Origin of the sequence: Sphingobacterium wenxiniae (genome assembly GCF_900116225.1) — a bacterium.
Classification (GTDB): domain Bacteria; phylum Bacteroidota; class Bacteroidia; order Sphingobacteriales; family Sphingobacteriaceae; genus Sphingobacterium; species Sphingobacterium wenxiniae.
On record NZ_FOZZ01000003.1, the window covers coordinates 356999 to 381098 of the forward strand.

The following is a 24100-nucleotide window of genomic DNA, read 5'->3' on the forward strand; positions in this document are numbered from 1 at the left end:
CACAAACCTGCATAAATTTTATTAATCTAACATTTCGTTTATAGGGAGAAAATCATATCCCCTGTCCCTCAATACTTGGATAATATCTTCCAAGCGGTCATATAGCTTATCTTTTCTTCGCTTATCAACGCCTAAATGTATCAAAATTATATGACCATTTAGCCCTTTTTCTTTTTCCGTTTGCAATAATTGCTCAAAAATTTTTTCCGAGGTCATATATCGTGTTCCCATTTCCGGATAAGTGTAATCCGCAGCCGTCCGCAAACCCGGCGTATAATTTACCGCCTCAATACGTTCGGCATTTGCCCACCGCACAATATCATGATTATACCATTCATATGAGGGCATGAAAAATGTAGCTTCTTCCCTACGGATACCAAAACTTGCCAATGCCGTATAATTAGCTTCCAGATCCCTTTTGAAATCTTCTTCTACGACCAGTGTACTATCTCTATTTTCCCATGTGGCATACAACAAATGCTTATCCGAATGCGGGCCAATATAATGGTTCTTCCTAATCTTGTTTATAAAACTTTGATTTTCTTTATTTCTTAGAAAATCCCCTGTTAGAAAGAAACTTGCTTTCACCTTTTGTTTTTTCAGTACACGGGCTACAGTCTCATTCCCATCATTAAAGTCATGCGCCGTAAATACAAGGCTAATCTGCTTTTTATTACCATCCCCTTGCACAATAGCACCATATTCATCTTTTTTCACTTGTTGGACAGATTCCTGTGAAGACAAGAGATAAATCAAAGAAGCTGTACCGTCCATCGTCGGTTCGTTCGTGCTATAATCCCCATAGTCATCATGATAAACGACCAAATCGCTCTGAAATTCGGCATATTCATCTTGCTCGTGCAATTGTATCCCGATAAGGTTATTAAAGATAGCTGCATACACAGGACCATCCACCAGTCCTCCATCAATTGGATAGTTATGCAGATGGGTAAAAGCAGAATGAGGATCTACTGGGGTATCTCCCCACGCAGGCAGACCATATACCATGCTCGTCCCCCATGGATTAACACCAAACAGCCAATCAATATTGGCTTGCATCAATTCGTCATAACTTGCATCATTCGTCAAATCTTTATACCACAGACATTGCATGGCAAAGGCGACTGTCAGATTATTGCTGCACCAGATAAAAGGTACACCACGATAAAAAGCATTTTGCTTAGCTCTGTCCCACACTTGCTCTATCCCATTTTTATAATAGGAAATAACTTCCTGACGCGGCTCTCCTTGTAGGTTTTTTGCCAACTCATAATGCCCGAGATTAATAAAAGGATAATATTGATAATGGTTTGCGGTATCACGAACCATCCAAGGGGTTATAGGTTCTTCTTTGGCAAAAGTTAATGCCTTCTCTAAGTATTCCTGTTTTCCGGTCTGTTGGTACATCGTCGCGTATGCCAACTCCATATCATCCACCCAATTGTCTTCTGCATAGATATAAGGAGATTTGACAGAGACTGTTTGGGTAACACCTAATTTCTTATGTGCGTAGTCAAAGGCTGTTCGTGCTTTGCCTGTCAGCATTTGACTATAGTCGGTATCTTTTTCACGAAAGATAGCTGCTCCCAGATTAAAAGCACTAGCAAACTTTGAAGCCGTAGAACTTGTTCCTGTTGTATTATTGAGAAACTTCCCTCTTTGCTGTGGTTCACCGTCGATAAAGTAAACCGGCCGTTCATAACCTCGACCATAATAAGGATCTTCACCGGGCATACGCATAGCTGCATGATCACGGTCATCCGCTATTTGATTAAACATAATATGAGGCTCGGGGTGCATTTTCAACAACCAATCAAGTCCCCATTTTGCCTCATCCAGCACATCCTTAACACCATTCGCCCCAGATAATCCGTTGGCTTGCTTATGATCCGTAAAGGCATGCGGAAAGTCCCGATAAGCAGCCAGTAGGTGATATGTCGCATTGGCGGAAGTAGTTGCATATTGCAGATAATCGGAAGCATCATGCCAACCGCCGCCCACATCTACATGTGTACTATCTGGCAAGCCTACAGACGCTGCATACATGGTAAAACCATCGTGTGTATGGCAGCTATCTTTCAAAAAGGGATTAAAGAGTGTACGTTGTTGCCGCATATAGCGCAGTGCAAAATCTGCCGTGCCGTTATAAACATCATCTGCTATACGGATAATGTGGGACTTTACCCCATCCACCTCAACGATATATGTTCCTTTTTGTCTTACAGCCGAAAAATCCAATCGATAGGACTGTACAAAAGCACCATACGCGCCAAAAGGTGCAGAAGGTTTCCCTTTGAATACCACTTTATCGGACTTTGCATCACGCAGAACAAAATCATGGATTGGCAGATCGCTCTTGCTGACCCACACGGCTACTTTTTTAGCCTGTTCTCTATACCCCAGCTGATTGACACGTATCCATGTGTCCTGCGCAAAGGAGAGCTGCACAACCAGCGTAATGAACAACAACAAAATACATCTCATCGCAAATTAAATTTCATAATCACCCCATCCATCGTTGAAGCAACGACCTGTTTATCATCAAGAATCAATATAGGGTTAATCATCCCGTTGGACAGTTTATACTGCCACAAAACCTCTCCTGACTCTTTATCCACAGCGGACAATAGCCCAGAATGACTTGGCACAAATACTTTTCTTCCTCCGGAAGTAATAGCCGATGGTGTTAATTCATAGGGTAATTGCAATTTTGAAGTCCAAACCACTTCCATGTTATCTGCATTTGTTGAAATCCCTAACAGATTTCCATCCATTGTCTTTACATAAACGTAGTTTCCATCTTCCGATAAACCCATGGATTCACGGACACGAATCGGATCTTTCTTTTCACGCCATATTACCTCCCCATTATCTGCATCCAAACAAGTCATAAACCGATCGGGAGCGACAATAAAAATCCGATTATTCACAGCTATGGGATAGCAGGCTGCAGCGGAAAACATACGGTTCTTATGCCCATTGTCCCATGACCAGAGAATCTTTCCGTCTTTTTTATTCAGTGCATAAAACCCATTACCCCAATCACCAAAAATAACTTTATCCTTATAAATTGTAGGTTTAGCTGAAACATAACCTTTCAGCTCATCAAAAGTCCATAATACCGTTCCTTTCTCCACATCAATAGCGCGAAAACCACCATCTGACCCACCAATAAATGCAACACCATCTTCTACTGCAGGGCTGCCCAATACCGCTTTACCGGTCCGCACCTTCCACTTCAACATTCCCGTCTCTGCATCCAAGCCATAAATATGGTGGTCAGAAGAACCTACAACGACCACACCTTGCCATACTGCAGGAGTAGAGTAGACTTTTCCTCCAGTTGTATATTCCCAACGTTTTTCACCGCTTCCCGTGCTGAGCGCATATACTTTACCCATGGTATTTGCTGTAATCAGCAAATCGCCATAAACGGCAAACCCCGTCCCTAAATCACTGTCATCCTGAAACGACCAAGCTTTGGACACTTCGCCGATATATCGCTCATTGACTGAAAAATCAGGTCTTTTATACATTTTCACGTCTTTCTCGAAGTGATGATTTCGTAAAGGCACTTGCAACCAGCTTTCTTCCGTACGCCACAAAGGCCTACGCAGCTCATAGGTAGCCTGGTTATCATCAATCGAGATAATATTATATCCACCAACAGTGTCATTCGCCCGCAGGTTAGAACGCCCCATCACTCCCGGGATGCCCTCCCAATCGTATAGCTTGTTCTGATGTCCGTGACCACACATCGCCAATTGCACATTACGCTGCTTCAAGCGATCGACAGCTTCATACCAATTGTTTAAGGAAGAATCCTGAGGATAGTGGTTAATATAGATAAGCGGTGTTTCTTTATCTGGATTAGCTGCAAAAACGGAATCCATCCATACCAAATTTTCTCTCGGAATTTGTCCTGGGCTCATTCGCATATTAGGTCCCGAAGTTGTACCCATGAACATATAGCCCTTATGCTGAAAGAAGAATGTTTCTTCACCGAACACTTTCCGAAAAGAATTAGCCCCGCTTTCTGACCAATTGCTGTCATGATTCCCCGGGATCACATACCAAGGCAATTGTAAACTATCCAGTATCTGCTTGGCAAGCAACAATTCATCATCTGAACCAAATTCAGTAATATCTCCTGAAAATATCACAAAATCGACATCTAACTGCTGGTTGAGGTCTTGAACGGTTCGACGTAAGTCATCAGCACCGGTAGCTCCACCCACATGGGTATCCGTTACTTGGGCAAACCTGAACGGCTGGGCAAATACAGAAGCAACAAAGCAGAATCCTGTTAGAAAGAGTATAATTTTTTTCATGGGAAGCAGACAAAGCAAAAGGTCAAAAAACTGACCTTTTGCTATTATTTAAATCGAGATTATTCCCAGCCCGGCGTTTGGGTCAAGGTATAGCCTCTATCTTCATACGCTTGGATCAGACCTATGCTCACTGGAGACAAATAGTTTCTGTCGGTGACAGCAAGCCTATTTGTAAAACCAAAAGCCACATAGAACCCTTCCATCTCCGCATCATTGGTACCATCATATTTCACAATCGTACCATCTGATTTCATGACTTGCAAACGGTCTTTAAATGCAGGTAAAATTTTGCCTGGATTGCTCTTGTCACCAAAATCTTTAACACCTATAACCCAAGCACCTAATTTATAATCATCTTTAGTGAAGTTCATATAATGCAGTTTCTTCCACCGGCGAAGATCCTGAATTCGAGCATACTCGTAAACGAATTCCATTCGTCTCTCACGACGTATTTCCCACATCAAAGGCGAGACATCACCGTCTCTGCCCAAATCGTTAGGCAGTTTGCTTAACATCAATGGAGCTGTTTTCTGCACACCTTTAGCCACAGCTTCTGCATCCAACGGTCTATTGCGTATAGCATTGATGGATTTATCCAAATCAGACTGAGAAACAGGTGCTCCGCCATAGTTTTCTGACAAAATCTGTTTGGCTTCTACCCAGTTTAATACGACCTCCGCCAATCGCACGATTGGTGCATCATTAGTATTCGTGCTTGAACCCCATTTCGGAGGATAAGCCCCACCGATGAAAGACAAAGCTTCCCTTCCAGCAAACTTATGCGCATAAACTCGTGTACCAACAGCTGGAGCATTGACCGTATCCATGAATGTGGCTTCGAAACGAGGGTCACGTGTCTTCACCAATTCCTGTAACCTGAAATTGGAAGCTCCATCTACGGTAGAATTTTGCCAAACATCACCATCCGAACATACAAAAGCCTTGATCAAATCCAAATTCGCGGAACGCGCTTGAATTTCTGTACCATTGCTATAAGATGCTATGGCGTGTCTAATCGTCAAGGCATCATCGTATGTTCTGTGAAAGATCACTTCGCTGTTGCCCGCTAAATCTTCAGAAGCAAACAAACTTTTATAATCTGAGTTAAAATTCCATCGGCCGCTATCCATCACATACTGTGCTGCATCACGCGCCATCTCTAGATATTTCTGTGCTTTTGCCTTATCCAGATTATGATAGTGCTGCCACGATCCCTCAAAAAGCATCAGATTGGAAATCAATGCCGCGGCAACATAGCGGTTTACATAGCCATTTCCATCACTTACCCGCATATTATTCAGTACGTATTGGAAATCTTCGTAGACTTTGTCCATAACAAACCCACGCTCATCTCTATCTTTATACTGGGCATCAAAATCATCCGATCCAATTGTATGGTCATAGTATGGAACATCGCCAAAATTACTCACCAATCGGGCATATTCATACCCTCGGAAGAAACGTCCCACGGCAGTCCAATGGTTCAACTCCTCGTCTGAAAGTCTGCCTTGCGCTTCCTTACCTAAGCGCTCAAGCATAAGATTGGCTTTCCGTACCCAGTAAAAATTCCAGTTCGGCCCCATATGCTCTAAACGAAGGGTTGCCGGTGTTGCCGAGGTAGATCCACCTCCGCTAGTAGGTACTGCTCCTAACATGGATGCCTGTAAATTTTCAGACGTAAAATCATCCGAGAAGTTAAATCCACGCAGCGGAGTATAAGCCACACCAAACCCGGTATTGTACCCTACAAAGTAATTAGGGTAGAAGTCATTGGCATATAAGCGTAAGTCATTATCGTTTCGCCAAAACGAAGTCTCTGAGTCGATGACCTTATTGAGCTCGGGTCTATCCAGAAGGTCTGTACAGCTACCCCCCAGTACCAAAGAAGCTCCTAAAAGAATATATGTTAATTTTTTCATTGCTGTCTGTTTTTAGAAATTTAATTGAAGACCAAAAGATGCACTTTTGAACGTCGGCGTTCCGACACCTGTTCTGCCCGAGTTATAGTTTGTCGCATTGAACATCGACACTCCGGATTCTTCTTCCGGATCGATTGGCAATCCATTCAGCTTATCCCAGGTAAAGAAGTTCTCCAACGCCACATATACACGCAGGTTATTCACTTTCACTGGCGCCAACACACTTTTTGGTAAAGAATAACCCAATGTGATATTTTTGATTCTTAAGTAAGACATATCCAATAGATAGCGTGATTGTGGCCGCAGATTATTCGCATCATTACTGTTCGCATTGTTAAATGCCGCAGGATAAAATGCATTTGGCGTCTCCGGTGTCCAATAATTGTTCACAATAGCTTCTGGCATCGCTCCATCAGCCGTATTATAGCCTGCTATAGCCAATGCACCGTTACCCCACATTGCACGCTGACCAACTCCCTGGAAAAACATCGAAAAGTCAAAACCTTTATAATCTGCCCCTAAGCGGAAACCATAGTTATACCGCGGCGTAAAGTTTCCGATAATCTTTCTGTCGCCCGGATTATCAATCGTTCCATCTCCACCATCAATCTCTCCGTCACCATTCAAATCTTTGAATTTTACATCTCCAGGACCGAAGTTAAAAGTATTGGTGCTTTCCAACCACGCCTGATAAACCGGTTTCTCACCATTTGGACCATTTTTCTGTAAATACGTCTCACCTCCACCACTGGTGTTATATTTCGTCATCTCTGGCGTCAGTTTTACAATCTGCGGATTACCGTTAGCATCCAGTACAAAGTCATCATATTGGAATAAGCGATCCGTCTCATAGCCCCATATATCACCATACACTCTACCATCGTAATTGGCGGTTACTAAGCGTGAGCTTGTATAATTACTGAATACAGATTTTGCGTCATCCAGATTTGCACGTAGATTGATTCCCAAGCCATTTTCAAAACGATGATTAAAGTCTACGGCAATTTCGAAACCACGGGTCTGCAATTGACCAAAGTTACCCCAAGGAGCTGCGCCGCCCAATGTCCAAGTTGTTCCTTCGCTTGGAGAGAACATGTTCTTGGTTGTTTTCTGATACCAATCGAATACTACGCCCAACTTGCTGTTGAAGAAGCGTGCATCCACCCCGATATCCAGCGTTTCTAAATCCTCCCAGAATACACTCGGCACACGTAACGCCGGCGAACCAAGGCTGATCACCCTTCCACCATTGGCAATCCATGAGCTTTGTGAAGACCCCATATTCGAAACATACAAATCTGATGGTACAGCCTGGTTACCAATGCTACCCCAAGAACCTCTAAATTTCAAATGGGATAGGTATGGCTTAGACCATTCCATGAAACTTTCTTCGGAAGCGACCCATCCTGCCGAGAAAGAAGGAAACCATCTCCACTGCAAATCACTTGGAAAGTTGGAAGAACCGTCATAACGCAGATTAGCCTCTACCAGATATTTATTTTTATAAGCATAGTTCAGACGACCAAAGTAGCCCAACTGCGCTCCCCAATGTGTACTTCCACTTCCTGTTATAGTCCCTGTGGCCAGATCAAATTGCGGATTAGTAATATCTAACAATGTAGTCTGCTGTGTCCAATGTGTGCGTGCATTGTCCGTCACCAAGTTAGTCCCTAACATAAACTTGAAATCATGCCCTCCGTCTAGATTAAGGTCATACGTCGTGAACGCATTCAAGGTGTGTTTGTAGGTATTTGCTGTACGCGCATAAATATGATCCGGATTTCCTCCCGGCGCGGTATATTCCCGATAAATCAAATCATATGCAGGCATTGCCCCTGGCGACCCTGCCCCCACCACCGCTCCGGTAGCATCAACATACACAGGGTTTCCACTGGCGTCCATACGTGCCGCAGGTGCTGACCAGCTATCTCCTGCAGTAAAACGTGTTCCAGGACGGAACCAATTGTAATCTTCGTTCGTAAAATTATAATCGACATCAACCTTCCAGTTGGATTTCAACTTCACAGTTGTCCCAACATTCATATTGATATAGTTTCGTTTCATAGAAGCCTCATTTGCTGCATCAAACTCACTATGTGGACTACGGATAGGATTACCATGCTCATCATTACCCATAGGATACAACGAGCTCCAACGATACATATAATACCACATATCCGCTGTAGCAGAGTTCGTGGCGTAAGGATACGTTTTATTCCGTTGCGAGAACATTGCGCCTCCACGCAAAGTGATGTTATCATTTAACTCCGTCGTCAAGCGAAGTCCACCGTTGATCCGTTTAAATCTATCAGAATCTCCGGGTTTAAGCATTCCGCTCTGTGAAAGTTGAGCAAAGGAAGCCGTAAATTTAGTCTTACCAAAAGACCCGTTCACCGAAGCATTATTCGTAATCGTTGGCGCCCATTCCCGAATCATATAATCGTATGGGTCATACGTCCGCAAACCTAGCTTTCTTGCTGTGTTTGTAGGGTCGACATACCAATCTCTTCCATATACCGTAGGGTCATTCTTGCCGATTGAGCTTCCATATTTTTTATCCCATTCCACCGCTTTTTCGTAGCTTTCAGGTGTCAGGTAATAAAATGCTCCGGTAATATTAGTCCCCATTCTTTCCATAGCATCCGCCGTATACTTCAAGGCATTTAACCGCCCCATCTCATATTTTTTGAATGGATTTTGAAAAGAAAAGTTATTGGAGTAATTGACCGTAACTTTTTCCGATGTTCCACCGGTTTTTGTCGTGATTAGGATTACACCGAATGCTGCTTTCGCTCCATAGATCGATGCTGAAGCCGCATCTTTCAGCACTGTGATGGATTCCACGTCATCCGGATTGACATATTGGATACTTGGAATCTCGACATTATCCAATAAGATCAATGGATTTCCGTTTCCTTGAACAGAAGCAATAGCTCCACGAATCTTTATCGTAGGGTCTGAACCAATCTCACCGCTTGGAATCGTAATCGTCAAACCCGGTGTAGTACCTTGGATACCACGCCCTACGTCAGCAATCGGCCGACCTTCCAGATTTTCTTTTACATTGATTGATGACACCGCTCCGGTCAGATTTCCACGACGTTGGGTACCATAGCCCACAACAACCACTTCATCCAATGACTGGTCGCCACTGTCCAATGTAACGGATAAGCTATTCGACGAAACGCTCACCTCTTTGGTTGCAAAACCCACCGAGGAAAAACGCAATGTTGACCCCAGCGGGGCCTGAATGGTATAACGCCCATTAGCATCTGTCTGCGTAGAGGCTGTTCCTCCCACAACAGTGACCGTCACACCTTCGATAGGGCCGGAAGATCCTGTGACCGTTCCGCTTACCGTGTTCTGGAAAACAGAGCTCGAAAAAGGCAAAATCCCTTCAATGGATAAGGAAGTGCTTTCCCGCTCTCCGGCAAACATCTCATACGAAAACGTAGGAGAAGATGCTAAGAACATGCCCATTACAGAAAATAGTAAAGATTTTCTCATGATTAGTTTATTTTAAAATAGTATGATTTCACCATAAGTAAGTTTTATGTTTTTTGCATATTTGTACGAGAAATTATAAATAAATGCAAAAAACCGACACTAATATAGTTAAGAAATGTTAATTACAAAACATTTATGCATCTTTTAACAAATTCTTGCTATATATATAAAAAACACGCACAAAGGCGTGTTTATATAAATAACAAGCAAAAACAAGCATTACTTACTCATAATCAGCATATAACAGGTATTCCGATCGCATTTTTTTGTACTCGTACAGTTCCTCTTCCCAACTTTTGCGGATTTCCTCTTCGGATAAGCCTGCAACAATCTGCTTCCGTAGTTCATCTGTACCTGCAAGTTTATCAAAGAACTCAGCTCTACTAAAAAACTTGCTCTTGTCCGGCATCTTATTATAAAAGTCTAAAACGTATTTCAACGTAAATTTCTGTTCATCAGCATCCAAATCTCTTAAATCTACCCCATACATCGTATCCCCTTTACCTTCGACATGTTTCGCCATCCCAGCCTTTTCCCCTGGAACAAATTGAAAATCGCCATATACAGGACTATCGTAACCCACCACTTGAAAGGGCCAATCTGTCCCTCGCCCCACAGAAATTTCTGTACCTTCAAACAAGCACAAAGACGAATACAAACGCACAGAAAGATGATTCGGTAAGCTTGGCGACGGAACAACCGGAAGTTCATACATCATTCCATGATTCCAATTCTCTACTGGAATAACCGTCAATCTGCAAGTCCGCCCCTCTTCTAACCATTTCTCTCCGTTGATCATCTTTGCAAGCTCCCCTACAGTAAGCCCATGCACCATAGCAATCTTATGGAAAGATACATTGGATTTGAATTTATCGTCCTTGCGCACGGGTCCATCAACCTGATCACCACAGGGATTAGGACGATCCAACACGATCAACTCTTTATCATGCTTCGCACAAAGTTCCATAACACGGTGCAAAGAGGTTATGTAGGTGTAAAAACGAGCTCCAACATCTTGTAAATCAAAAATCATTACATCAATAGATTGTACAATGGAATCTTGTTTCTCATTGCCTCCATACAGTGTGAACAATGGCAACCCTGTTTTTTCGTCAACTTCATTACTCACCTTCTCTCCACGCTCTACTTCTCCACGAAATCCATGCTCAGGCGCAAAAGCAAATCTCAAATCCACACCTTCTCGCACCAACACATCAACAAGATGCTCTTTTTGTTCCCCAACAACTGAAGTTTGGTTACCCATGAGCCCGACTTTTTTATCTTTCAGTAATGGCAGATATGCAGATAGTCTATCTGCTGCAGTTAGAATCGGACCAGAAGATGTATTAGAGGAACTTCCCTTGCCGTTCTCTGCAGATTTATTGCTCTGCGCATTACAAGAAAACAACAAAACCACTGATACAACGAGGATACTAAAATAATTTTTCATATTTATGCGTTTTTAATTGCCTAACAAACATAAACAAGAAAATTCAATTTTAAAGGATGTTCTATAAATAAAAACTTCCGAAGTCATTTTTCAGACTCCGGAAGTTTCACTAAACAAAAAATTCAAACTATGATTATTCTTCGATATCCCACCATACAGGGGCAGAAAGGATACTCCTTAGGTTTGCCTCTGGATGTGATGCCAACCAATTTTCTGAATTGTAGTTTCTCTCGTGGCTACACTGCTGAATACGGCGCGGCCAATAACGAACGTCCGAAGGAGAAGCTCCTGGATAACACTCCGCTACTGTTGCCGAAGCGACTTCAAAAGGTCTCGCAAAATCTGGATATACTACACCAAACTGTGGATGTGGAGCCGAATAGTTAAAACGGCGCATATCATTCCAATTTTGTACAGTCAACGACATTGAAATCTGTTTTTGTTGCATTATTTTTGCCATGCTCAATTCACCGGCTGTTTGTGCAACGGCTTTGCTTGACAAGAATGCTGCAATTTCAGATTCAGAAATAACCTGTTTTCCATACTTACTTTGATCGTACTCCCTTAACTTCTCATTCATTGCCTCCATGTGCGCACGAATACCTGCCTTATAGGCGGTTAAAGCATTAGCAGCATCTCCTTTACGCAATAATACTTCAGCTTTAATAAAACACATCTCATGGTAAGTCAATAAATGGGCAGGAGCATCTGCTCGGATATAAAAACTCCCTGTCGAATTTACATTAATTGTTTCGTCATTAAAGTTTGGATTAATCAATCGCATACCATTATAACGACTTGCCAAGTATTGGTCATTCCGAACATCAGCATCTTTTCTTGCCTCACGTACGGCTGCCACCCAGTCCAAACGATCCGAATATACAGACACATAGACTGAGTCTCCCTGCCTATCTGCAGTAGCATTCGTTGTGTACCATCTATTGAAGAAACTCGCATTAGCCGCCTCTGTATCATTGCCAGCCCTAACATAGCCAGAAGGATGGGTAGTATTAGCATCTGCTTTAGTTGCCATAATTTCAAACAGGACAGGTCCACCTTTTGTACGAATATCCGATCCGATCAGGTCGACACCTTCTGATAAACGCCATTCTTTTTTGCCAGTAGTACTATTATAGAACTCTGCACTTGGTATGATGCGTACTGCTCTAGGATCTACTACTTTAGAGCCTCCTGTAAAAGAGTTCGTTAACAAATCCGTATACCATTTCGACATTTTATTACCTGTACCGCCTAAGTTTCCATGCTGCATAGAGCGCACTATGCCGGAAATATTGGTTTCGTCTGTATTGATTGCATCCATTACAGTATTATCTCCAATTGATTGAGGTGCTTTTTCCAAAGCAGCCAATACAGCATCTGGATCGTAGAAAGATTTTTTGCTCAAGTTGTTCAACCATCTCGCTTTTAAACCATACGCTAGTTTAAGCCATTTTTGCGGGTCTCCACCATTCCAAATATCACCTCCCGACAATGGTGTTGCAGTCACACCCTGCTGTTTTGATAAATTCTCAATAGCTTTATCCAACATATCCAAACAGCCGTAGAAAATTGTCTTACCATCATCATAAGCAGGCGTAACATCAGAACCTAATGCATCCGTATACGGCATCTCACCATACAAATCCAACATCAGCATAAAACCCCATGCGTGAATAAGCTGTCCTGCCCCCACGTAATGCCAAGCCTCTTCTTCTGTTGCCTTGTTAATCATCGGCTCCAGATTGCCCGCAGTAAACACAAACCAAGCCTGATAAGGCCATGTTGTGGACGCTAGGGGGAAATCCCAGCGAACAATCAAATCATTGTTCGTGGAAGCTCCATTCTTAGTAATATTCTGTGTAATCCACGCCGCTCTGGTTCCAGAAGATTCATACGCATCAATAAACTGCATCTGAATAGATCTAAGCCTTAAATCTGGAGTAGGCACCTCATCATTCGCTTGGCTGGGGTTTTCGTTCACATCCAGCCACTTTTCGCAAGAAGTCAAGTTTAAGAGCAACAATACTCCTAATATATATGATAATTTTTTCATGTCCTTGTTTTTAGAAAGTCACATTAAGTCCAAATGTCACACCTGCTGTGGCAGGGACACCATTGTAATCAATTCCCACAGAGCTGGAACCTATAGCGCCTGACCCAGCTGCAGATGTTTCCGGATCCATGCCCTTATAATTGGTCCACACCAATAGGTTAGTACCTGTTACAGTCGCCGTCAGACCTTTTATAGCCTTTACTTTACTTAAAGTTGTTTTCGGAAGAGAATAGGCTAATGAAATAGTACGCAGACGCAGCCAGTTGGTATCCGTCATATAATTCGCCGACTCAAGGTTGTATGCTCCACCACTCTGATAATAACTGTTAATGACATCCTCACCACTTCTGGTTTGATTACCAATTTGGTACATTTTACCTGTTTCGTATTCAAATGTTTGTACATCTGAATAGATTGGTGTTTTATCGGCATTTTCACCGGTTTTCACCACCCCTGTAAGCGTCAATTTCTCGCGATCCATAGAGCGTGTACTCATACCCATAGCAGTCATATAGTAGTCTGTTCCGTTATAGACATGCCCACCTATACGATAATCCAAAAGAAACGATAAATTCCAGTTTTTATATTGGAAATTGTTATTGAGACCGCCAAAAAGCTTTGGTTCTCTATTTCCAATTTCATGTGTCACCAATCCATCAGATTGTGGCATTCCTGATTGCGGGTTTAATACTAAATGTCCTTCTGGACTTCTTAGCCACTTCGACCCAGAAATTGCCATAAAATTACCTCCATTGAAAGAAGCGGCTTTTGCATTTCCCACTTGTACATCGGTCACATAAAGTACATCCAAACCCGGTAAAAGATTTTCTACACGTCCTTTATTTCTCGAAGCGTTTAGTGTCAAATCCCATCTAAAATCTTCTTTCTTGATCGGAGAAACTTTAGCCGATAATTCTAGCCCATTATTAACAATTTCGCCGGCGTTTGTCCACATCAAGATATAACCCGTAGCTTGAGAAGTACGTGGTTGCATCAATTGGTTAATACTTCTATTCTTATAGTAGGTAAATTCCAATCCTAATTTGCTGCCGAACAAGTTAACATCCAAACCATACTCCTGCGATTCGGTAATCTCTGGCAATAACTCACGGTTACCCCTTAACCAGTCATTACGAACACCTACACCCGCACCGTTATTATACAAGGTATATTCTGCAGGGGTAACCACATACGTATTGGTTACATAAGGGCTTGCATCCTTACCTACCCTAGCCCAGGAGGCACGCACCTTACCAAAGGATAAGATATTGTTTTCTGGAATAAACTCAGAGAAGATAAAACTTCCCGATACCGAAGGGTAAAAGTAAGAGCGGTTATGAATCGGCAAAGTAGACGTCCAGTCGTTACGTCCGGTAACAGTCACATACGCAAAATCCCTGTACGATGCTCTGTATTCTCCATACACACCCACCATCCGCTTTTGTGTTCTTTGCTGAGCAGCAGCCCTATCTGTAAGAGTAGTATTGGTATAGGCGTAGAATCCTGGAATAATAAAATTCCATGCCTTGCGTCCATTGTACTCAACATCTGTCATCTCAGCCATCGTTCCGACCAATAAATTCATGTCGAAATCACCAAACTTCTTTTTGAAGTTAGTCATCAAGTTTGAACTCAGATATTGAAAATCTGTATCATTTTCGGACAATAATCCATTTTGATAAATCTGATTAACACCTGAACCCGGCTCTGTAAATCGGTTTGTTTTTTGCGTATAACGGTCAATCCCCACCGTATAGTGTATATCCCACCAATCCGCAATGTCTACACTGGCTTTGAAGCTACCTGTTAAACGCTTGGTATTGTCCGTTCTTGGCATTTTATTCATTATCCAGTACGGATTATCGAAGTCGTTAGCAACCTGCTCCCAATCAAAAGGACGATATTTTGACCCATCCTCATTCAGCCAATGCGACATATTCATGTCACGCGGCCAAATAAACGCACCCTGTACAGCACCTGCGCCACCGTGACCATACAACCCTCCTGACGTTAGAGAACTCAGTTGGTCGGCACTAGAATAAGCAACATTTGCACCGACTTTGAGAATGCCATAGTTTTGCTGCCCATTGAAACGAACAGTAGTCTTTTCGTACTCTGTACCTGGAATAATACCATTCTGTCTAAAATCGGATGCTGACAAATAGAAATTGCCATTTTTTGATCCTCCTGAAACACTCACCGAGTTATCCCAAGAAGTGGACGATTGAAAGAAATCACCCATATTATCATACATCACATCATTTGGACCGAACTTAGCTCCCCAAGATCCCATAGTCGTTGTCGCATCGCCTTCCATCAAAGTACCATCTTGCTGATAGAAACCTCTTTTATAACGATTTTGATATTCTGGCAAACGATTAGCCCAATTAGAAATCATCCGCGAATTTACCGATACACTTGCAGTCCCTTCTTTACCGCTTTTAGTTGTAATCAAGACAACCCCAGCAGCTGCCCGTGACCCATAAAGCGCTGCCGCCGCAGGCCCCTTTAATACCGATACATTTTCAATATCTTCCGGGTTAATATCCATCACACGGTTACTATAGGTGGAGTTAGTGGACGAACCTCCATCAAACAGGCTATTACCATTCACACTAGTTGAATTATCATAAATCACACCATCCACAACAAACAAAGGCTGATTATCCCGCTCTAAGGAGGTTCCTCCCCGAAGAATAATACTTGCCCCTGCACCCGCACCCCCACTGGTTTGGGTAACATTTACACCTGCAATTTTACCAGCCAAAGAATTGACAATATTAGCTGTCTTATTCTTCATCAATTCTTCACTTCCCAGGTCTTGGACGGCATATCCTAAGCCTTTTTTCTCACGGGTAATACCCATTGCTGTTACGATAACCTCATCTAGAGCGGTATCTTCAGCTTGTAGAGTCACATTTACCGTTCCCGAAGTGACGGTAACTTCTTGTTGCGCATGCCCTAGACTCGTAAACCGCAAACGGTCACCCGTCGCTGCTTCGATACTAAAGGCACCATTTGCATCAGTTTGCACAGAAATAGATTTTCCAATTACACTGACCGTTACACCCGCCAGTGGGCCATTGGCATCACGAACAACACCCCGAATGGTGCTTTGCTCTTCAAACATTTTAGGAACCTCAGTTTTAAGAGCGCTGCTTGAACGCCAGTCAACATGGCGATCTAAGGCAAAACCCTGATAACTGATCATCCCCAAAGCAACAGAAAACAGTATAGCTTTTCTCATTGTCTTTTAGTTAATAATGATCGTTTATGGTTAATTAACTCCTTTTTCCGAGCGCAAAAAAACGCATCGGATTATATATAATTAAATGTCTTATTCTTTAGTTTACAAATACATACCAAAAATTAGGTACTACAATGTTAAAGTATTCTTTTTAAGATTGCAAGTTTTTGCAAATCTTTTTTAAAAAAATATACAAAAAAGCAAATCATAGTCTTAAAACTCATCAAAACACGCACGAAGGTGCATAAAAATAGAAAAGAATTACTGCACTGCTAAGTGCTGGCTCATGCCAAGGTTCAAGCGCAATCGCTCCATAAAGGTTGCTCCTGGATCAGATTTCTGCGTGAGATAATCGGGATTGGTCTCTTTCCACCAGGATGTATTTCTAAAATCTTGGTATTCATGATGTCCAATAACATACTGAATACCATATTTCGTCATGAGATATTGAATCAACTTTGTGTTTGCTTCTAGCTGTGCTTCGGTTAGTGGATATCGGGCAGATCCCACATTCTCGATACCTATCGCACAATAATTCAACCCGATAGTATGTCTGGCGAAAGTTGTTTCAGGAAGCAGCTGAAAGACACTACCATCTCGACCTATCACAAAATGAGCTGAGACATTCAAGGCACTGGCCTTCTGCAATTGTGGTCTCCCAGGAAGCTGAACAGGATTAAAGGTGCGAATAGTCTTATCCACGGAAAGCACATCCGTCCAATGTACAACAATCATTCGAGGATCAATGTGGACTGTAGGATTAACGAAACCATGACGATTCTGTAAATATTCCAAAGAGAGGCGTTCGCGTTCCGCGTTCCACGTAATCGGACGTTGGACAATAGTCGGTCTCTCTTGCGCCATAAGCAGCAACGGAATGAAATACAAGAAAAGAATAAAAAACAAACCTGTTCTCTTTGTCCCCATACTAACAAAACTACTTATTAATCTTAGGTAATTTTGTAAATTGTCTGTTATATATCTTGGACAGGCCTTCTTAAACTCCTTTACTTATCCCCACTTCCAATTGTTACAAATACCTTCTGTGTAGAGGAAGCTCTACATCAAAAACAAGTGTTAAAAATGTTAAAAAAGGTAAAATATTGAGATTAAAGTTCTTGATAGCCTACCTTTGTGGCTCTGTATAAAAAATAAAGGTTTTTATTATTGAAGCTATGCTAAAGAAAAAAACAGCCGTTGTTATTGTAGAATCCGACGGTTCCCCTAAGAAAAACATTCAAGTTCCCACATTACTTCTAACACATTGGAAGAAGGTTTTGTTTTCAATAATTGGATTATTATGTGTTTGTGTGTTTTCATTGATCTATTTTGTAAGACAAAAGACCTCTGAGGAATATACACAGGTCTACGACCAGAAAATAAATAAGCTCAAAGCCCAAAATCGCCAGTTGGAAATAGATGACTTCAACAATCAGATGACCAACGAGGAAATGAAAAAATCTTTTCATGTCATTGATAGCACAATTGAGCGGATCAATGAAAAGATGAAAAAAAGAGGGCTAAAAGCAATTTCCATCAAAAATGCTGGAGGACCAGTGGAAGAGGGCGAAGAGAACTGGACCGAGCTCGCTGCTTTCTATGAAAGAGAGCTCAAAAATATTGACGCAAAATTAGAGGAAATCCCATTGGGCATGCCACATCGCGGACGAGTAACTTCCCGCTTTGGATATCGCAGAAACCCTTTCACCAACAGAGGTCGCGAAATGCACTCAGGCGTAGATTTAAAAGGCAGAGTTGGAGATCCTGTGCGCGCTACTGCCAAGGGTAAAGTCACTTTCGCGGGTTACAAAGGCCAATATGGGTATGTAGTGATGGTACAACACAGCAACGGATATGAAACCCGCTATGCACATCTTACCCGCACGAGAGTGAAGAAAGGACAACGTGTAGAAGTTGGCGAGGTTGTAGGATTGTTGGGAAGCACTGGTAGAAGTACCGGCCCACATTTACATTACGAAGTATTGCAACACAACAAAAAGTTAAATCCCGAGAGATATTTCTCATTTTAATTATAAAAAGAAGAAGGTGTCAAAAAAACTAAACATCATCGTCATTGCGAGGTAACGAAGCAATCTGATGATGTCAAAAACGCAGATTGCTTCGTCGCTGCGCTTCTCGCAATGACGCGTTTTTAAGTTTCGAGAACCTTTTTAGACAGCCCCTTCTTTTTCTGTTGCTTTTGCTTGCTTCAATTCGCGTTCATATTGGCAACAACCATGTAGGTTTTCATAAACCTCATCAGAAGCCAGATGCTTCTCATTATCGTAGCCGGCCTGCGCAATACGTTTCAGAACAGTGTCTACATTCGTTTTCTTCGCATCATAAGTAATATTTGCGGTTTTCTTATCGATATCCCAGACAACCTGGGCTTCATCTTTTGCATTGCCCGCTTTCTCTATTGTGCGCTTGCACATACCGCAATTTCCATTAATTTCAACGGTTTCTGTTTTGGCATTCTTCACTTGCGCAAAGGATACGGTCGCCAACATAACAAAACATGCTGTAATAATATAAGATAATATCTTCATTGTTTCTGATTTTAAAAATTAAACTTGCACAGGTTCAATTTTGAAACCTGCCTTTTCTACAGTAGCCACAATTTCCTGTGCTGTAGCACTGCTTGCCTCAACAGTTAAGATCTTGTCTTTATTTGCGGTGTCTACTTCCCATTTTTCTATGCCGTCCAATCCGTCAAGATGAGGTGTTACTGTGGAAATACAACCTCCACAGTTGATGTTTGTTTTAAATTTAAATGCTTTATTTTCCATTGTTTTTTCCTTTGATTACTTCTTAACACTACAAATATCCGTATAATACCTCTAGATATTGTTGTATAATTTCTTGTTTGATTTGTGAAATTTACAGATTCCAGTCGCCCACTATACAATCTTTCATTTTTTCCACTTCAACCGTAAACTATTACTCACCACGCTTACACTGCTCAGCGCCATCGCAGCACCCGCGATCATTGGATTCAGTAAGAACCCATTGATTGGATACAGGATACCTGCTGCAATCGGAATGCCAATCAAGTTATAGATAAATGCCCAAAAGAGATTTTGACGGATAGTTGCCACGGTCTGCTTAGACAGTTTAATGGCTTCGGGGATTTTGTTCAAATCGGAAGAGATAATGGTCATTTTCGCTACATCCATGGCAATATCACTTCCTTTACCCATCGCGATGCTGACATCGGCGGTTGCCAAAGCTGTGCTATCGTTGATGCCATCCCCAACCATCGCTACTATTTTTCCCTTCTTATGCAGCTCTTTGACAAAATCTGCTTTCTGCTGCGGCAATACCTCTGCCTGATAATGCGGTATACCGGTCTGCTCCGCAATTGCTTTTGCCGTCGCTTCATTATCGCCTGTCAGCATATAGAGCTCAATCCCCATATCCTTAAGCGTCTGTATCGCTTCGACAGAAGTCTCTTTAATCTTATCTGAAATAGCCAATACGGCCAATGCTTCTTTACTGTTAGAAAACCAGATAACTGTTTTGGACAAGCCGCTCCACTCATCTGCTTGCTGTTGTAATTTTGCATCGATGGATATGCCTTTATCAGCCAATAGTACCCTATTGCCTGCGTAATAAGTCTCGTCATTATGCGATGCTTTCACACCTTGGCCGGTAATGCTGTCAAAATCTGATAGTTTTAACTTTTCCAAAGTTTGTAACCTTGGAAAAGTTTCGAAATAATTAACCACAGCTTCGGCCAATGGGTGTTCGGATTGCTTTTCGATACTCAACAGGATGTTTTGATGCGTATCGTCATCGTTGAACCATTGGATACCGGTGACTTCGGGTCTGCCTTCAGTAATAGTCCCAGTTTTATCTAAAATAATCGCGTTAACCTTTTTTGCCAGCTCCAGACTTTCTGCGTCCTTAATCAGAATACCTTTTTCCGCACCTTTTCCCACGCCCACCATAATAGCTGTAGGTGTTGCCAACCCCAATGCACAAGGACATGCGATAACTAACACAGTCACTGCTGCAAGCAAGCCGTGGACAAGCCCCTCACTACCATCGAACACAAGCCAGATCACAAAGGCCAAAACTGCAAGACCGATTACGACAGGAACAAATACCCCTGCAATTTTATCCACTAATTTTTGCACTGGCGCTTTACTTCCCTGCGCATCCTGTACCATTCGAATAATCTGAGCCAACATCGTTTCCTTACCCACTTTCGTTGCTTGAAAGCGAAAACTCCCCTTTTGGTTGATCGTACCTGCAAAGACTTTCTCGCCTCCTGTTTTCTGTACAGGCACCGGCTCCCCACTTAACATACTTTCATCTACGTATGAGCTGCCCTCAGTCACCATACCATCCACAGCAATCTTTTCTCCGGGCTTGACCAAGATAATGTCATCGACCTGTACATCCTCAATAACCACTTGCTTCTCTGTTCCATCAGAAAGGATAAGAATTACTGTTTTAGGCTGTAAGCCCATCAATTTTTTAATTGCTGTAGAGGTATTCCCTTTGGCTTTTTCCTCCAACAGTTTACCCAGCAGAATAAAAGCAATAATCACTGCTGCGGCTTCAAAATACACATGTGGATGCAACCCCTTGCTGTGCCAAAACGCTGGGAATAACATATTGAACATGCTGAAGATATAGGCTATCCCTGTACTCAATGCCACCAATGTATCCATGTTTGCCGAACGGTGCTTGGCTTGCTTCCAGGCATTAACGAAAAAGTCTTTACCAAGCCATAGCACAACTGGTGTGGAAAACAGCCACATAATCTCGTTCGCATAAGGCATGTTCATAAAAAACATTCCGATCACCACTACGGGAAGCGACAATACAATTGCCCAAACCGTTTTGCTTTTCAGCTTTTTGTACTTCTTCTCATGCAGGGAATCAAGTGCTTCCTGTTGTGTACTTTCATCCTCCAAAAGCAAGTCATAACCCACATCCTGTACCGCCTTTTGTAAAGCAGCGGGATTGGTCATATTGGGCAGATATTCTACCGATAGCGTAGCATTTGCAAAATTTACAGAAGCACCCAACACCCCTTCTACCGCTTTGACCGTACTTTCTGCACTCACCGCACAGCCTGCGCAGGTCATGTTCAATACGGGAAATGACTGTTTCACAGTAGTCACGCCGTAACCTAAATCTTTGATGGTTTTTATAGCTTTCAAAGGAACAGCATTATCTGCCACGACAATTTTAGCGCGTTCGTTGTTGAGTTCAACGTTGTGGCTTTCTATTCCCTGCACCTGCGCAAGCCCCTTGTCGACAATCATCGCACAATGCTCACTGTGCACGCCCTCAAGCGGAAGATAGAAAGTTTTTTTATTATCTATTGCCATATCGTTTACTATTATTACAATAACAAAATTGACAATAAACGGTTAGACCGGCGTTACACTATTTTGGAAAAGAGTTGTAAGATTTACAGCCTTTACACCTCATCTAAGGGCTTTCTTTTATCAGTTTTTATCTGTTTAAAATGGCTTGGGGAAAGTCCTGTAACCTTTTTAAATTGGTTGCTAAGGTATGCAACACTGGAATAATTCAGCTGGTAGGCAATTTCACTAAGAGAAAGTTCGTCATAAACCAATAATTCCTTCACTAGTTCGATTTTTTGAGCAATATGGTATTTTTCAATCGTGATACCTTCGACATCGGAGAAAAGATTGGATAGGTAATTGTAATCATGCTTAAGCTCTTCGGCGAGCACATCGGACAGGTTCATATTCCTCTCATTCTCCTTCTGACGCACCCACTGTATGACTAAGGTTTTTATCTGTTCGATCAATTGACCTTTCTTATCATCTATCAGTGCAAAGCCCAAGGCTTCCAAAACCTCGGACAGCTCCTGTTGTTGTTTCCTATCGAGAGCAGATTCTAGATATACTTCCCCCAACTTCACTTCCTTTGCAGAAATCCCCAACTTTTCCAACTCTTGCTTAACAACCATAATACAACGATTGCAGACCATATTCTTAATATAGAGAGTTGATTCCATACGGGGGTAATTTTTAAAACGAATGTACGGAATACAGATGGATACTTTGTTTCGTTAAAGTAAAGAATCCCACGACCAGAGTTTATTTTTAAAATTTAGAATCTTCCAAGAACGATATTATCGACCTATATTTTTCGCAAATCACCAAAGATTAACAACCTCATTTCTGCGAAAGTCAGCGTAATCTGCAGACAGGATTAAAGCGTGCTATTTTTTAAGCAAAAGGTAATTCGCTCCATTCGGACCTTCGATAACTTTTCCTTCTTCATCTAAATAGAAAAGTTGATTCTCACCGACTTTCAAGTGAACATCAGTGGCATTGCCTTTCAAATGTATTGATCCGCCATTATTATACCACGTGAAACTACCGCTATCTTCTACTTTCGAATCTCTCTCCAAATATGCGCTTTGGATGCGAAATGTTTCGTCTTCATTCAACACAATCTCCGTTTGAATTCCTGGACAATCCGCGCATGGCAACGTTCCCTCGTAGGTTCCTGCCCAATCTAAAGAATTCTGCGATGTGTGTACAGTATCAATCTCCGAAAGAGAAATACCAGATAGCGCACTGCTATCTTTAGTTTCTACATCGGTATTGGTTGATGACGACGGGGCACAAGCAGCTAAGCTTCCGCAAATACAAGTAAAGAATAAAATTTTATTTAACATATTGCTTTTTGGGTAATAGCATAGCAATTTGTTTGCCAATCTTTAGACATGGTTTAAATCATGTCTAAAGATTGCTATGTCACCACGCCAACACAGACATGACCGGAAAATGGTCGGAAGGAAATTTACCAATATAGGTATCCGTCAATACACCATATTTCAGCACACTGAAAGGTGTGGTAATAAAAATATGGTCTATACGACCTGCGGGATGCAAACTTTTCCCCCAACCGTTAAAAGAAGAGTTAGGTTCGTACACCAAAGGAGCCACTTCATGCGCATCCTGCACAACACCGCTTTTAGCCAATGTAAAATAAGCCTCATTATGCTCATCAACGTTGAAATCTCCAGTCAATATCAGAGGAAGGTCAGCAGCAAACTCTTTGGCTTTCGCCAAAATAAGGTTGGCACTTTCTCGACGAGCCTCAACCCCGACATGATCAAAATGGGTATTCATGAAGATAAATTGTCGGTTGTTCTGCTTATCCTGAAATACACCCCAAGTACATATACGGGGAAGTGCAGCATCCCACCCCTTGTTAGGAGATTCAGTATCGGTTGGTGACAACCAAAACGTTCCGTCTTTGATTAAGCTAAATCTGTTTTTATTATAGAAAATCGCTGAATGCTCCCCTTTTTGCGCTCCATCATCACGTCCTACACCAACATAGTCAAAGTCTGGGAGCAATGCTTCCATGTCTTGCAATTGTTCCAAAAAGCCTTCCTGAATACCAAAGATTTCAAACTCATGAAATTTAATTAGGTTCGTCAATGCCTCTTTTCGATCTTCCCATAAATTCCCCACATCGCCATCTGTTTTCAGGCGGATATTATAAGATGCCACCGTCATGGTTTGTGCCCAAGTAACAAAACACATTGCAACCAGCGCTATTGCGATAAAAAATCCTCTCCTCATGCTT

The 24100-nt window shown here is 42.1% G+C and carries 15 protein-coding genes; 1 reads left to right on the forward strand and 14 read right to left on the reverse strand.

Features of this window, described 5'->3' with window-relative positions:
- Positions 1-21: 21 nt before the first annotated feature.
- From BM375_RS06405 to BM375_RS06440, 8 genes are all read right to left on the reverse strand, one after another.
- Positions 22-2484 carry a bifunctional glycoside hydrolase family 9 protein/polysaccharide deacetylase gene (locus BM375_RS06405; protein WP_093364549.1) on the reverse strand — a complete coding sequence of 821 codons (2463 nt, stop codon included), beginning with the start codon at positions 2482-2484 and terminating at the stop codon, positions 22-24.
- Positions 2481-4331 carry an outer membrane protein assembly factor BamB family protein gene (locus BM375_RS06410; protein ID WP_093364551.1) on the reverse strand — a complete coding sequence of 617 codons (1851 nt, stop codon included), beginning with the start codon at positions 4329-4331 and terminating at the stop codon, positions 2481-2483. The genes BM375_RS06405 and BM375_RS06410 overlap by 4 nt, the downstream gene beginning before the upstream one ends.
- Before the next feature lie 59 nt (positions 4332-4390).
- A complete protein-coding gene (locus BM375_RS06415) occupies positions 4391-6250 on the reverse strand; it encodes a RagB/SusD family nutrient uptake outer membrane protein (protein ID WP_093364552.1) in 1860 nt (619 codons plus the stop codon).
- A gap of 12 nt (positions 6251-6262) precedes the next feature.
- Complete coding sequence (locus BM375_RS06420) at positions 6263-9757, reverse strand: SusC/RagA family TonB-linked outer membrane protein (RefSeq protein ID WP_093364554.1); 3495 nt, start codon at positions 9755-9757, stop codon at positions 6263-6265.
- A 223-nt stretch (positions 9758-9980) separates the two neighbouring features.
- Complete coding sequence (locus BM375_RS06425; protein WP_093364555.1) at positions 9981-11207, reverse strand: exo-beta-N-acetylmuramidase NamZ family protein; 1227 nt, start codon at positions 11205-11207, stop codon at positions 9981-9983.
- 133 nt (positions 11208-11340) lie between these two features.
- Positions 11341-13260, reverse strand: coding sequence for a SusD/RagB family nutrient-binding outer membrane lipoprotein (locus BM375_RS06430; RefSeq protein WP_093364557.1), 1920 nt, complete (start codon positions 13258-13260; stop codon positions 11341-11343).
- A 10-nt stretch (positions 13261-13270) separates the two neighbouring features.
- The gene (locus tag BM375_RS06435) at positions 13271-16507 is read right to left on the reverse strand and encodes a SusC/RagA family TonB-linked outer membrane protein (RefSeq protein WP_093364559.1); all 3237 of its coding nucleotides are present in this window, start codon (positions 16505-16507) and stop codon (positions 13271-13273) included.
- A 261-nt stretch (positions 16508-16768) separates the two neighbouring features.
- A complete protein-coding gene (locus BM375_RS06440) occupies positions 16769-17434 on the reverse strand; it encodes an N-acetylmuramoyl-L-alanine amidase (protein ID WP_093364560.1) in 666 nt (221 codons plus the stop codon).
- 248 nt (positions 17435-17682) lie between these two features.
- On the opposite strand from BM375_RS06440, the gene BM375_RS06445 reads away from it, so the two are divergent.
- Entirely contained in the window at positions 17683-18537 is an 855-nt protein-coding gene (locus BM375_RS06445) for a M23 family metallopeptidase (RefSeq protein ID WP_093364562.1), read from the forward strand.
- A 141-nt stretch (positions 18538-18678) separates the two neighbouring features.
- Here BM375_RS06445 and BM375_RS06450 read toward each other — a convergent pair whose 3' ends face one another.
- The 6 genes from BM375_RS06450 to BM375_RS06475 form a co-directional block, all read right to left on the reverse strand.
- Positions 18679-19056, reverse strand: a complete 378-nt coding sequence (locus tag BM375_RS06450) for a heavy-metal-associated domain-containing protein (RefSeq protein WP_093364564.1) — start codon at positions 19054-19056, stop codon at positions 18679-18681.
- An 18-nt stretch (positions 19057-19074) separates the two neighbouring features.
- Positions 19075-19296, reverse strand: a complete 222-nt coding sequence (locus BM375_RS06455; RefSeq protein ID WP_093364565.1) for a heavy-metal-associated domain-containing protein — start codon at positions 19294-19296, stop codon at positions 19075-19077.
- Positions 19297-19419: 123 nt separating this feature from the next.
- Positions 19420-21852: a heavy metal translocating P-type ATPase gene (locus BM375_RS06460; RefSeq protein WP_093364567.1), complete on the reverse strand. Its 2433-nt coding sequence runs from the start codon at positions 21850-21852 to the stop codon at positions 19420-19422.
- Between the two features lie 92 nt (positions 21853-21944).
- On the reverse strand, positions 21945-22511 hold the full coding sequence (locus BM375_RS06465; RefSeq protein WP_093364569.1) for a helix-turn-helix domain-containing protein: 567 nt from the start codon (positions 22509-22511) through the stop codon (positions 21945-21947).
- A gap of 207 nt (positions 22512-22718) precedes the next feature.
- Positions 22719-23180, reverse strand: coding sequence for a copper resistance protein NlpE (locus BM375_RS06470; RefSeq protein WP_093364571.1), 462 nt, complete (start codon positions 23178-23180; stop codon positions 22719-22721).
- A 79-nt stretch (positions 23181-23259) separates the two neighbouring features.
- On the reverse strand, positions 23260-24096 hold the full coding sequence (locus BM375_RS06475) for an endonuclease/exonuclease/phosphatase family protein (RefSeq protein WP_093364573.1): 837 nt from the start codon (positions 24094-24096) through the stop codon (positions 23260-23262).
- Positions 24097-24100: the final 4 nt, after the last annotated feature.